9 protein-coding genes are annotated in these 13,720 nt (G+C 65.2%); 8 read left to right on the top strand and 1 reads right to left on the bottom strand.

Features of this window, described 5'->3' with window-relative positions:
• The first annotated feature begins 81 nt into the window (after positions 1-81).
• The 8 genes from LL972_RS17540 to LL972_RS17505 all read left to right on the top strand — a co-directional run bounded on the left by LL972_RS17540 (position 82) and on the right by LL972_RS17505 (position 11,727).
• The gene (locus tag LL972_RS17540; RefSeq protein WP_228328680.1) at positions 82-1,248 is read left to right on the top strand and encodes an acyltransferase family protein; all 1,167 of its coding nucleotides are present in this window, start codon (positions 82-84) and stop codon (positions 1,246-1,248) included.
• Between the two features lie 262 nt (positions 1,249-1,510).
• Positions 1,511-2,233, top strand: a complete 723-nt coding sequence (locus LL972_RS17535; protein ID WP_228328697.1) for a GntR family transcriptional regulator — start codon at positions 1,511-1,513, stop codon at positions 2,231-2,233.
• A gap of 45 nt (positions 2,234-2,278) precedes the next feature.
• A complete protein-coding gene (locus tag LL972_RS17530; RefSeq protein WP_228328679.1) occupies positions 2,279-3,556 on the top strand; it encodes a sugar MFS transporter in 1,278 nt (425 codons plus the stop codon).
• A 40-nt stretch (positions 3,557-3,596) separates the two neighbouring features.
• Positions 3,597-4,664: a LacI family DNA-binding transcriptional regulator gene (locus LL972_RS17525; protein WP_228328678.1), complete on the top strand. Its 1,068-nt coding sequence runs from the start codon at positions 3,597-3,599 to the stop codon at positions 4,662-4,664.
• Positions 4,665-4,669: 5 nt separating this feature from the next.
• Positions 4,670-5,698, top strand: coding sequence for an SIS domain-containing protein (locus LL972_RS17520; RefSeq protein WP_228328677.1), 1,029 nt, complete (start codon positions 4,670-4,672; stop codon positions 5,696-5,698).
• A 2-nt stretch (positions 5,699-5,700) separates the two neighbouring features.
• Positions 5,701-6,855, top strand: coding sequence for an N-acetylglucosamine-6-phosphate deacetylase (gene nagA, locus LL972_RS17515; RefSeq protein WP_228328676.1), 1,155 nt, complete (start codon positions 5,701-5,703; stop codon positions 6,853-6,855).
• A 441-nt stretch (positions 6,856-7,296) separates the two neighbouring features.
• On the top strand, positions 7,297-8,445 hold the full coding sequence (locus LL972_RS17510) for a S41 family peptidase (RefSeq protein WP_228328675.1): 1,149 nt from the start codon (positions 7,297-7,299) through the stop codon (positions 8,443-8,445).
• Positions 8,446-9,063: 618 nt separating this feature from the next.
• Positions 9,064-11,727: a TonB-dependent receptor gene (locus tag LL972_RS17505; protein WP_228328674.1), complete on the top strand. Its 2,664-nt coding sequence runs from the start codon at positions 9,064-9,066 to the stop codon at positions 11,725-11,727.
• Between the two features lie 180 nt (positions 11,728-11,907).
• Here LL972_RS17505 and LL972_RS17500 read toward each other — a convergent pair whose 3' ends face one another.
• Positions 11,908-13,140, bottom strand: a complete 1,233-nt coding sequence (locus tag LL972_RS17500; RefSeq protein WP_228328673.1) for a multifunctional CCA addition/repair protein — start codon at positions 13,138-13,140, stop codon at positions 11,908-11,910.
• Between the last annotated feature and the right edge of the window lie 580 nt (positions 13,141-13,720).

The following is a 13,720-nucleotide window of genomic DNA, read 5'->3' as shown; positions in this document are numbered from 1 at the left end:
CAGCGCCGATGCAACGACGCTCGCCACGGGCAGCACGTCTGCACGCTGCCTCTACGTGCAGTCCCTGGGCAAGGAACTGCAATGAGCGCACAAACACTCCCTGCTGCAGCTGGCGCTGCAACCGCAGCACCCAGGCGCGAACGCTTCCTGTCGCTGGACGTGTTCCGCGGCCTGACCATCTTCCTGATGATCCTGGTCAACACCGCCGGGCCCGGCGCGCAGCCATATGCGCAGCTGACCCACGCGGCCTGGTTCGGCTTCACGCTGGCCGATCTGGTGTTTCCCTCGTTCCTGTTCGCCGTCGGCAGCGCGATGAGTTTTGCGCTGGCCACCGGCACGCCGCATCGGCAGTTCCTCGGCCGCGTGGGCAAGCGCGCCGCGCTGATCTTCTTATGCGGCGTGCTGATGTATTGGTTTCCGTTCTTCCATCCGCAGCCCGACGGTGGCTGGGCGTTCACCGAGGTCGATCAACTCCGCCTGACCGGCGTGCTGCAGCGGATCGGCCTGTGCTATCTGCTCGCGGCGCTGCTGGTGCGCTATCTGCCGCCACGCGCTATCGCGCCGGTTTGCGTCGCGCTGCTGCTGGGCTACTGGGCGTTGCTGTACGTCTTCGGCCAGCCCGGTGCGGAGCTGAGCAAGACCGGCAACGCCGGCACCCGGCTGGACCTGTGGCTGTACGGGCGCGCGCATCTGTATCGCAAGGATGGCGGCTTCGACCCCGAGGGCCTGCTTGGCACGCTGTCGGCCACGGTCAACGTTCTGGCCGGCTATCTGGGCGGCCGCTTCCTGCAGCGGCACGGCAAGACCGGTGCCACCACGCGCAGCCTGTTGCTGGCGGGCGCGGGGCTGGTGCTGCTCGCACTGCTCTGGCACCCGGCCTGGCCATTGTCGAAGAAGCTCTGGAGCGGGTCGTTCGTCGCCTGCACGGTAGGCCTGGATCTGCTGGCGCTGGGCGTCCTGGTCTACCTGCTGGAGTTGCGCGGCTGGAGCTGCGGCAGCGGCTTCTTCACCGTGCTGGGGCGCAACCCGCTGGCGATCTACCTGTTCTCCGAATTGTTCGTGGTGGTGCTGCGGTTGCTCCCGGCCGGCAGCTCCGGCCTGGACCTGTACGCCTGGGCCGGCATCCGCGTGTTCCAGGCCGTTGCGCCGGGCCCGCTCGGGTCGCTGCTGTGCGCGCTGAGCTACACGCTGCTGTGCTGGGGCGTGGGCTGGTGGATGGATCGGCGGCGCTGGTATCTGCGGCTGTGACTGCATCGCCAGTCAGGCGATGGCGCAGCCACTGGGCGCTTGCCGGCGCCGGCGCCAGTGACAGCAAGCCGGCGTCGACCACGGCGTCCAGTCAGCGGGCCGCTGGACCGCGGGTCAGCGCCAGCCGCGCTGCCGGGGCCGACTGCGGCTAATGCGCTGCAGGCAAATTGGTACTATATTGGACCTAACGAATCCAAGTCGGTCCGGAGGACAGGCAATGGCCAAACCGAAAACCGAAGCCAGGACGGACACCGACCCCCGGATGGACGCGCTGACGCTGGACGCCTCCGCGCCGACGCCACTGTATCTGCAACTGGCGAGCAAGCTGGACGAGCAGATCCGCGGCGCGCAGTGGAAGGCCGGCGAGGCGCTGCCGGCCGAGCGCCAGCTGTGCGAGCGGCTGCAGATCTCGCGGGTGACCCTGCGCCAGGCCGTGGATGTGCTGGTTGAACAGGGCCTGGTCTCGCGCCGGCAGGGCGCCGGCACCTTCGTCACCACGCAGATCCAGCACCAGCTCAGCGGCCTGACCAGTTTCAGCGAGACGCTGCGCATCAAGGGCTACGAGCCCGGCACCCGCTGGCTGGAGCGGCGGCTGCGCCCGGCGCATGGCGAAGAGATCCTGCGCCTGGGCCTGTCGCCTGATGCGGCAGTGGCCTCGCTGACCCGCCTGCGCAGCGCCGACGATCGGGTCATGGCCTACGAGCATGCGGTGTTGCCGCAGCGCGTCGTCGCCGACCCGCAGCAGATCGGCGATTCGCTCTACAGTTATCTGGATGCGCAGGGCACCCCGGTGGTGCGCGCGCTGCAGTACTTTCGCGCGATCAATCTGCCCGCGCGGCTGGCCGAACACCTGCGCATGAAGACCGGCGAGGCGATCCTGCATGTGGTGCGCGTGGGCTATGCGCGCGACGGCAGCGCGATCGAATTGACCGACACCTATTGCCACAACGATTTCTACGATTTCGTCGCCGAACTGCGTCGCTGATCCAGCGCGGCGTCCCCCACCGACAACTCAAGAGCCAGCCGATCCATGACTACCGCCAGGCCCGCAAATCCCGTTGTCTCGATCGCCATCGTCGGCGTGCTGTTCTTCATCATCGGCTTCTTCACCTGGATCAACGGCCCGCTGATCACCTTCGTGCGGCTGGCGTTCGACCTCAACGAGGTCAATGCCTTCCTGGTGCTGATGGTGTTCTACCTGTCGTACTTCTTTCTGGCGCTGCCGGCGTCGTGGATCCTCAAGCGCACCGGCATGAAGAAGGGGCTGGCGCTGAGCCTGGTGGTGATGGCGGTGGGCGCGGCCGGCTTTGGCCAGTTCGCCACCCAGCGCTGGTATCCGGGCGCATTGGGCGGCCTGTTCGTGATCGGTAGCGGCCTGGCGCTGCTGCAGACGGCGATCAATCCGTACATCAGCATCCTCGGGCCGATCGAAAGCGCGGCGCGGCGGATCGCGCTGATGGGTATCTGCAACAAGATCGCCGGCATCCTGGCGCCGATCCTGATCGGCACGCTGGTGCTGCACGGCATCGGCGATCTGTCCGCGCAAGTGGCCAGCGCCGATGCCGGCACCAAGGAACAACTGCTCACCGCCTTCGCCGCCAAGATCCACGCACCGTATCTGGTGATGTCCGGCGTGCTGCTGTTGCTGGCGATCGGCGTGCTGTTCTCGCCACTGCCGGAGCTGCGGGCCTCCGAAGCCAATGCCACGCCCGGCAGCGCAGCCGGCGTGCAGAAGTCCAGCATCTTCCAGTTCCCGCATCTGTGGCTGGGCGTGTTGTGCCTGTTCGTCTACGTGGGCGTGGAAGTGATGGCCGGCGATGCGATCGGCACCTACGGCCACGGCTTCAATCTGCCGCTGGACAGCACCAAGATCTTCACCTCCTACACGCTGGGGGCGATGCTGGTTGGCTACATCGTCGGCCTGGCGTTGATTCCTGGCGTGATCTCGCAGGCGCGCTACCTGAGCGTGTCGGCGGTGCTGGGCGTGCTGTTCTCGCTGGGCGCGCTGCTGACCCACGGCTATGTGTCGGTGGGCTTCGTGGCCGCGCTCGGTTTTGCCAACGCGATGATGTGGCCGGCGATCTTTCCGCTGGCCATTCGCGGGCTCGGCCGCTTTACCGAGATCGGTTCGGCACTGCTGGTCATGGGCATTGCCGGCGGCGCGATCATTCCGCAGCTGTTTGCCATTCTCAAACAGCACTACGACTTCCAGGTCGTGTTCGCTGCGCTGATGGTGCCGTGCTATCTGTACATCCTGTTCTATTCGCTGCGCGGTTACCGTGTGGGCCTGCCGGCCCAGGCCAAGTGAACCGGGCGGCATGATGCGTTCCGACGAACAAGGTACACCCATGCGCAGGCCCACCATCAAAGATGTCGCCGAGCGCGCCAAGGTCTCGTTGAAGACCGTGTCGCGCGTGATCAACAACGAACCTTCGGTGATGCAGGCCACGCGCGCGCGCGTGCTGCGCGCCATCGCCGATCTCGATTACGAACCCGATCCGTCCGCGCGCAATCTGCGCAGCGGCACGCCGTTCGTGATCGGCCTGGTCTACGACAATCCCAACCCGTATCACATCATCGGCATCCAGAACGGCGTGCTGGCCGCCTGCCGCGAAACCGGCTTCGGCCTGCAGATCCATCCCTGCGATTCCACCTCGCCATTGCTGGCCGAGGAACTGGCCGAATGGGTGCAGCGCTCGCGGCTGGCCGGCGTGGTGCTGACCGCACCGATGTCCGAACGCCCCGAGCTGATGGCCGGCCTGGCTGCGCGCGGCATCAAGAGCGTGCGCATCATCGCCGCCACCGACGATCCGGGCGATGGTCCTTGCGTGTATATCGACGACCGCGCTGCCGCCTACGAGATCACCGAGCATCTGATCCAGCTCGGCCATCAGCGCATCGGCTTCTTGTGGGGCGGTCCGCAGCATCGCTCCAGTGGCGAGCGTTACGCCGGCTACGAAGCCGCGTTGAAGGACTACGGCATCACCCTGGACAAGCACCTGGTGATTCCCGGCGACTACACTTTCGATGATGGCTTCCGTGGCGCGCGCCGCCTGTTGTCGTTGCGCGAGCCGCCGACCGCCATCTTCGGCAGCAACGATGAAATCGCCGCCGGCGTGCTGGCCGCGGCCAAGTCCACCGGCATGAACGTACCGTATCAATTGTCGATCGCCGGCTTCGAAGACAGCCCGTTCTCGCGCCAGTCCTGGCCGGCACTGACCACCGCCAAGCAGGCCACCGACGATATCGCGCGGCATGCCGCACGCTTGTTGATCAGCCAGCTGCGCAGCGATGCCTACGACGACCAGCCCGCACAGCTGCAGAACCGCGGCTTCGTGCCGCAACTGGTGGTGCGCGGTTCCACCGCGCCGGCGCAAGCGTCGGCCGCCAAATCCCTTCCCCCCGAATCCGCCTGAGCCCGATGAGCCTTCCCACCGAAACCGAGACCTTGATGTTCCGCGAGGCGGCGCAGACCGCCGACGTGGTCGCCGCACAGTTTGCCCGTAACGCCGACACCGTCGCCGCACTCGCGCAGTCGCTGCGCGACACGCCGCCGCCGTTCGTGGTGACCTGCGCACGCGGCAGTTCCGATCACGCTGCGACCTACGCCAAGTATCTGTTCGAAACACAACTGGGCATCGTGACCGCCTCTGCATCGCCGTCGGTGGGCTCGGTCTACGCAGCGCCGCTGCAGTTGCGCGGCGCGCTGTACATCGTGATTTCGCAGTCGGGCAAGAGCCCGGACCTGTTGCGTAATGCCGAAGCCGCCAAGGCGGCCGGCGCGCGCGTGGTCGCCCTGGTCAATGTGGAAGATTCGCCGCTGGCGCAGTTGGCCGAGGTGGTGATTCCGCTCGGCGCCGGCCCGGAAAAAAGTGTTGCCGCCACCAAGAGTTATCTCGCCTCGCTGGCCGCCGTGCTGCACCTGGGCGCGGTGTGGAAGAACGACCCGGCCCTGCTCGCGGCGGTGGATGCATTGCCGCAGCAGCTGCGAAGCGCCTGGCAGGCCGACTGGTCCGCACTCACCGCCGGCCTGGTGCCCGCGCACAACCTGTTCGTGCTCGGCCGTGGCCTGGGCCTGGGCGCGGCGCAGGAAGCGGCGCTGAAGTTCAAGGAGACCTGCGGCCTGCATGCCGAAGCGTATAGCTCGGCCGAGGTCAAGCATGGCCCGATGGCGCTGGTGGGGCCGGGCTTCCCGGTGCTGGTGTTCGCCCAGCCCGACGAGACCGGCGCGGGCACGCGCGCGCTGGCCGAAGAGTTCCGCGCACGCGGCGCGCAGGTGTGGCTGGCCGCGCCCGATGGCGATCTGCCGCTCGTCGATGCCGTGCATCCGGCCAGCGCGCCGCTGCTGACCGTGCAGAGCTTCTACCGCGCGATCAACGCGCTGGCCCTGCAGCGTGGCAACAATCCCGATCTGCCGCCGCACTTGAACAAGGTCACGGAAACCGTTTGAACATGGATGCTTCCCCGATTCAAGCGTTGTGCAATGCACGCGTGCTCACCGACGACGGCCTGCAGGATGGGCTGGTCGTATTGCTGGCAGGCACGCAGATCCAGGCGATCGTGGCGGCCGACGATGCGCGCGTTGCGCAGGCGCATACGCGCGTGGATCTGGGCGGTGGCACCTTGCTGCCCGGCTTCATCGACATCCAGGTCAACGGCGGCGGTGGCGTGTTGTTCAACAATGCGCGCGATCCGCAGGCGCTGGCCACGATCGCGGCGGCGCATCGCCGCTACGGTACCACCGGCATGCTGCCGACGCTGATCAGCGACACCGCCGAGGTCATGGCCGAGGCGATCGCCGCCACGCGCCAGGCCATCGCCCAAGGCGTGCCCGGCGTGCTCGGCATCCATCTGGAAGGTCCGTACCTGAGCCCGGCCCGCAAGGGCACGCACGACGCGCACAAGTTCCGCCTGCCCGACGCGCACGAGATTGCCGTCGATACCTCGCTGGACAACGGCGTCACCCTGATCACGCTCGCACCCGAGCGCGTACCGCTGGACGACATCCGCGCCTTTGTCGCCGGTGGCGCGATCGTGTTTGCCGGCCACACGGCGGCGACGTACGAGCAGGCGCGCGACGGCATTGCCGCCGGCGTCAGCGGGTTTACCCATCTGTACAACGCGATGTCGCAATTGGCCGGGCGCGAGCCCAGCGCGGTCGGCGCCGCGTTGGAAGACCCCGATGTGTGGTGCGGCATCATCGTCGATGGCGTGCACGTGCATCCGGCCAGCCTGCGCCTGGCGCTGGCCGCCAAGCCGCGCGGCAAGCTGTTGCTGGTCACCGACGCCATGCCGATGGTCGGTGCCGACAGCCCCAGTTTCGACCTGTACGGCGAAACCATCACTGCCGTCGACGGCGTGGTGCGCAATGCCGACGGCGCACTGGCCGGCTCGGCGCTGGACATGGCCACGGCCGTGCGCAACAGCGTGCAGTGGCTGGGCGTGGACCTGGCCGAAGCCGCACGCATGGCATCGACCTATCCTGCGCAATGCATCGGCCTGGGCGACCGGCTGGGGCGCATCGCACCGGGCTACCAGGCCGACCTGGTGCTGGTGGATGCCGATGTGCAGGTGCTCGGCACCTGGGTGGCCGGGCAGCGCGAGTAGGCGTAGCGGTCAGGCCGAATACGCTCGCGCCAAGCGGGATCGATGACCGCGCGGCGCGGTATGTGCTATCCGACCACCGCGGTTGTCGCGCGCGATTTATAGCCACATTGCCGCTAGTCGCCATGTCCTGTGGGTTGGCGTCGCAGATCGCATACGGCCTTACAGCGCAGGCAATGGCTGCTAAAGTTGCGTCTGACCTCAGGTTGCGATGAGTGACGGATGAGACACGCACGGATGCGATGGTGGTTGTTACTGAGTCTGTTGTGCAGTGTGCATGCGGTGGCAGCGATTCCAAGCTGGTACGCGGCTGCCGGTGGAGCTGATTACCAACTGACTGCGGTGCAAGGCGACGTGCAGTCCGGTGAAGGGGCGCAATTGCGTCTGACCGCAACTGCCGCGCGCACTGCACCGTTCGGTGCTGCCTCCGCACAACTGGACGCTGTGTCTTTGCGCGGACAGTCGTTGCTGTTGTCCGGGGTATTGGCAACCTCCAACGCATCGCAGGGCGCCACGCTATGGATGCGCGCCGATGATGCGCATGGCAAACGCCTGGCCTTTGAAAGCTCGCAAACCGATCCGGTCAGCGGCACGACGCATGCAAGCCGTTCCATTGCGCTGCAGGTACCGATGGATACGCAGAAGGTGTTCATTGGTGTGGTGCTGCGAGGCGATGGAATGCTGGATGTCAGCCAGTTGCGCCTGACTGTCCAACCGCTGGCCGATGCGGCATCGGCCAGCGCGATCCTGGATGTCGCCATCCCCGCGATCCGGGAGCACGCCTTGCACAGCGCCCGCATTGACTGGACCACGCGTGAGCCGCAGCTGCGTGCGCAGGCTATAAACATGCGCGAAGTGGACGCCTATATCGCCATCGATGCATTGGTCGCCCAGCTCGATGACGGCCATAGTTTCCTGATGCGTCCTTCCAGGCGACATGCCGTGGAAGCCGTTGCACAGCGCGAGCGGCCTGCCATGCAGGCGCGTCTGCTGCCATCCGGCATCGCCTATCTCGAGGTCCCCGGCCTGATGACGTCCTCCAAGGAAGTCAGCAGTGCTTACGAGACATCGCTTGCAACGGCGCTGGATCAAGCCGCCGCACAGGCCAGCTGTGGCTGGATCGTCGATGTACGCAACAACACCGGCGGCACGATGTGGCCAATGATCAACGGGCTGCATCCGCTACTGGGTGATGCAGTGCTCGGCAACTTTGTCGATGCGGCAGGCAAGCGATCGCCCTGGCGGGCACGATCTTCGGCACGCGCGACTGCCTCGCTGCAAATAGATCGCCCGGTCGCGATCTTGATCGGCTCCAGGACCGCAAGTGCGGGCGAGATGGTCGCGATCTCCTTTCGCGGCCGTGCAAATACGCGTAGCTTCGGTCAGCCAAGCGCCGGCCAGACCACCGGCAATCGCTCTGTGGAACTGCCTGGCGGCGCTGTCCTTGCGATTGCCGCCAGCTACACGCAGGATCGCAACGGGCATCGCAATGATGGCCGGCTGCAACCGGATGTCCTGCTTGACTCGCAGGTCGATATGATCGACGCGGCTGCACAGTGGCTGCGGACGCAGGCCTGCGTCCGTTCGAAGTGATCGCCCTGTACGGGGGCTGGTGCATCCGGTAAACATTGTGACGAACGGCCGGTGTCGGTGCACCTTCAGCTGTATGGAACTGAATTGGTGGCCACGACTTACTTAGCCGCGGAGTGCCGCGTTCGCAGGGCGAGTTGCATTGCGCGAATACTGCCTGCGCACCAATAAAAAACGCCCGCATGCACCACATCAAAGCCTGCAACACACCCTGCATCGCAACATCCGGCTGCGCAGCCTGGTGGCATCAGGCCGCTACGCGCAGTGGTCTGCTCATTGAAGCAAATGAATGCGATCGCGATCACGCTGTCATTCCAATATCTGCATCGTCGGTGCGGTTTCAGGCATGAAATTGGCCATTTGTGGCAGCGAGTTGACAGCCCCGGCTGCGAAAGGCACCTTCGCTGATAACGTTGTCAGCGAGCAGGAGCCATTTCTGAAATCTTGAAAGCGTTGTCGTCCGGCTGCTGGTCGGACTGGCGCTGACCCGCACGCCGCTACGGTGATGCGGGACGCTGCTCGCATCCGGCACAGGGGACGGAGTGCGGGCATGTCACGCGCATCGCGCGTTGTCGTGCAACCACATGGTTGCCACCTGACATCCGTCAAGAGGTCTACGCAATGCCGTCTTCCCGTGTGTTCGAGTTGTCCCGTCACCTGTTCTGTCATGCACACCCGCTGCGGCGCACCCCATTGAGTACTGCAGTCCGCACTCTGTTGATCGGTGGCGCTGCCCTGGCAGGTCTTGCCGCATTGCCTGCAGGTGCGCAGGAGCAGGCTGCAGCCCCGCAGGAACAGGCGCCCGCGCAAACCAATCCCTCGGTGTCCACGCTGGACGAGGTCAAGGTCGTTGGCTATCAGGCCAGCCTTGGCAAGGCACTCAACGTCAAGCGCAACGCCGATGCGATCGTCGATGCGATCAGCGCCGAAGACATCGGCAAATTCCCCGACACCAACGTCGCCGAGTCGCTGTCGCGCCTGTCCGGCATCACCGTGGACCGGCAGTTCGGCGAAGGCGAGAAGGTCAGCATCCTCGGCACCGATCCGGCGCTCAACCGTGTGCTGCTCAATGGTCAGACCATTGCCTCCACCAGCTGGGGTGGCGACCCCAACGACCCGGACAGCCGCTCGTTCAACTACAGCACGCTGGCGCCGGAAGTGGTCGGCCTGATGGAGGTCTACAAGACACCGGAGGCGCGCATCGACGAAGGTTCGATCGGCGGCACCGTGATCGTGCACACGCGCAAGCCGCTGGAACTCGAGCGCAATACGCTGACCGGTACGGTGAGCTACGGTTACAACGACCGGTCCGACGAAGGCAAGCCGAATGCGTCGGCGCTGTACAGCTGGAAGAACCAGGATGAAACGTTCGGTGTCCTCACCTCGGTGATGCATTCGCAGCGCGTGCTGCGTCGCGATGGCGTGGAGATCTTCGGCTACGACGATGTCGCCGGCGCTGCGTTTCCGCCGGCCGTGGTCGGCAATAACACCGGCGTGTTTCCAACCTCGATCAATACCGCCTTGTTTCAGCAGACGCGCAAACGCGATGGTGTCAGCGCTGCATTGCAGTGGAAGCCGGATGCCGATTTCGAGCTCAACCTGACCGGCCTGTACGTCAAGGAAAGTTTCGACAACTACAACCAGAGCCGTTACGGCTATTGGGGCTCCAATCCCGGCGACGCACAGGCATTGGGCTTCGAAAATGGCGTGGCCACCTCGGGTACGTTCGGCGATCAATCCACCACATTCCTGGATGGCTACCTGCGCAACAGCGACGTCACCACCGGCAGCATCCATCTGCGCGCGGACTGGCACGGCGACGGCTGGAATGCATCCAGCCAGGTGGGTTACACCAGTTCGCAAGGCGGCGCCGAGCGCATCTACGGCATCCAGTTCCGCAACCTGGCCGGTTACAGCTACAACATCGACGGGCGCCGCACCGCGATGGATTACAGCACCGACCCCACCAACGCGGCGGCGATGCAAGTCAACAACGCCTCCGCCAGCCACAGCCCGCAGTACGACAAGGAGCGCTACCTGCAGCTGGATTTCGACCATGCGGTGGAGTGGGGGCCGTTCACGCAGATCCTGACCGGCATCAAGCTCACCAATCACGCCACCGGGCAGTCGGCGTACAGCCGCACCTGGACCCCGAACGACGGCAGCACGCTCGCGGATTTCTCGCCAGGCACCACGCCGTCCGGCTACCTGGACGGCCTGTCCACCAGCGCCGACATGCAACGCTGGTCCACCATCGGCCGCGGTGCGATCGGTCGCTACATCGGTGGTCTGGAAGGCGATGACGGCTTGCCGATCAGCTACGCCGGCAACTACAGCATCGAAGAACAGAACCGTGCCTGGTTCCTGCAGGGCAATTTTTCCGGCGAGCGCTATCGCGGCAACGTCGGCGTGCGTTACGTGCACACCCGCGATTCCACCGATGGTTTCAGCTACGCGCCCGGTGGCGGCTATACGCCGGTCGACTTCCTCAGCAGCTATGGCAAGTGGTTGCCGTCCTTCAACATCGCCTACGACCTGCGCGACGATCTGATGCTGCGCTTCGCTGCCTCCAAGGTGATCGCACGGCCGCGCTACACCAACATGACCCCGTACGTGGCTACCGACGACACCACGCTCACCGCGTCCACGGGCAATCCCGGCCTGAGTCCGTATGAGTCCACCAACCTGGGCGCTTCGCTGGAGTGGTATTTCTCCGACAGCAGCCTGCTCAGCGGCGAGTTCTTCTCGCGCGATATCTCCAACTACATCCTGACCACAGTGGAAGATCGGGTGTTCTTCAACAACGCCACCGGCGGCTCGAGCACCTACCAGACCTCCGTGCCGACCAACGCCGGCGATGCCAAGGTGCAGGGCGTGGCGCTCAACCTGCAGCACAACTTCGGCAACGGGTTCGGCGTGGTCGCCAACTACACCTATTCCGATTCGAAAACCGATGGCGATTACAGCCTGCCGTACAACTCGCGCAACGCCTACAACATCAGCCCGTACTACGAGCAGGGCAAATGGAGCGCGCGGGTGAACCTGGGCTGGCGCTCGGAATACTTCACCCAGATCGGCCGCCTCAACGGGCAGCAGATGACCGACGCGTTCACCCAGGTTGATGCATCTTTCGGCTACCAGGCCACCGAGCGGCTGCGTGTGGCGCTGGAAGCCACCAATCTGCTGGATGAAACCTACTTCAGCTATATCGGCAACAAGAACCAGCCGTACTACATCTACAAGAACGGCCGCTCCTTCATGTTGAGTCTGAATTTCAAGCTGTGACGTCGGCCGGGCGGCTGCTCTCGGGCAGCCGCCTTGTTGTAATGGCGGCGACTCGCGTTTGCAATGAGTCGCTGACGGTCGCCGGCGGATCTTTCGCCAGCCAGTATCGCTGCAGCAACGCTTTGCTTGGCACGGCTATATCCCTGTCGCGTTTCGACAATGGTATGCGCGATGCATCGGCTATGTGCCGGCCTTTCTTGCGGCCGCAAACGCCGCAATCCGCGCCTTCGCCAATGCCTCGCCGATCTGCGGGCCTTGCAGGCCTTGTGCGGCCAGGTCGCGCGCATTGATGGCCAGCGCAGCGGCGTGCAGGTGCTTGAGCTGTTCGCCCTGCGGATACGCGGCGTCTTCGCTGCCCAGCCGGCCACGCTTGTCGGCTTCGCAGACCAGCGCGAGTTGCGCGATGCGCTCGGGGCGGCGAAACGCGTCGCAGCGCACCAGCAGCTCGTGCACGGTGCGGTCGCGCAGTTCGGCCAGGCGATGCACGTTCAAGTGTTCGCGGCAGGCGGTGATGGCGAGCTGGCGATAATCCTGCGGCACCTTGAGCCGCTCGCATAATGTCTGCAGCGGGGCAACGCCGCGCTGTTCGTGCATGATGTGGCGCGGCCATTCTTCCGCCGGCGTGAGTGCCTTGCCCAGGTCGTGGGTCAATGCGGCAAAGCCCACCAGCGCGTCGCCGGGCGCCAGTCGCGCGGCCATGTCGCTGACCATTTCCTGGTGAATGCCGGTATCCACCTCCGGATGAAACTCGGCACGTTGCGGCACGCCATACAGTGCATCGATCTCGGGCAGGATGACGCGCAGCGCATCGGTGTCGTGCAGCGTGCGCAGGAATGCCGACGGCTGCGCACTCTCCAGCACGCGGCGCAATTCCTGCCACACACGTTCGGGCACCAGGCTGTCCAGCTCGCCGCTGGCGGCCATCTGGCGCATCAGTGCTGCGGTCTCTGGCGCGACAGTGAAACCAAGCGGTGCCAGGCGTGCCATGAAGCGGGCAGCGCGCAATACGCGCACGGGATCTTCGACAAAGGCCGGCCCCACGTGCCGCAGCACGCGCGCTTGCAGATCGCGCGCGCCGCAACACGGGTCGAACAACTCGCCGGTGTCTTCGTCGCGCGCGATCGCGTTGATGGTGAAGTCGCGGCGCAGCAGATCCTCTTCCAACGTCACCGAAGGATCGGCATCCACCACGAAGCCGCGATAGCCGCGCCCGCACTTGCGCTCGGTACGCGCCAACGCATATTCCTCACCGCTGCGCGGATGCAGGAACACCGGGAAATCCTTCCCCACCGGTTTGAAACCCAGGCGTTCCATCTGCGCCTGATCGGCACCGACCACCACCCAGTCGCGGTCGCCAGCGGGCTGGCCAAGCAGGGCATCGCGGACTGCGCCGCCAACGAGATAGATCTTCATCGCGACATGATGCCCGATGCGGTGCGCGGGTCGAAACACCATGCATCAATTGCTGTGGGATTTCCGCGCAGCGTTTGGGAATGCCAGGTGACGCCAACATGCAAATCTCGGCAGCTGGCTCCGATTGGTCAATGCGGGTCATTCAGCCGTAGCGCTGAGAGCGGCGGATCTGCGGCTTGGCTGCAGGCCCCTCGCCCGCCTACCATCGGGGGACACGCTTCAAGGCAGAGCCAGTGAACTGCGGCCTGGCTGCGAGGCCCTTGCCCGCCCACCATCGCAGGACACGCCGTGAATCCATCCATGGAGGCTCTTACGCGGCATCCATGCCGCTCAAGGTCCCGCGACGGTGGGCGGGCAAGGACCACTCGAGATGGTCGGTGTGCATGGTCAAGAGCTATGCGTGTTTCGTATTGTTCGCTACTGATGCGCCGGTTCAACGTCCAATGCACGTTGCCGACAAACAGCTTTTCACGCGGCCACCGACCAACACCCTAGTGCGGTGCCCTTGCCGGTTGCGGGACCGTGTGGCGGCATGGATGCCGCCACCGAGCCTCCACGGACGGATTCACGGCGTGTCCCG

This window comes from Xanthomonas campestris pv. asclepiadis (assembly GCF_020784175.1).
Taxonomy (GTDB): domain Bacteria; phylum Pseudomonadota; class Gammaproteobacteria; order Xanthomonadales; family Xanthomonadaceae; genus Xanthomonas; species Xanthomonas campestris_D.
This window is presented reverse-complemented; position numbering and strand designations above follow the sequence as displayed.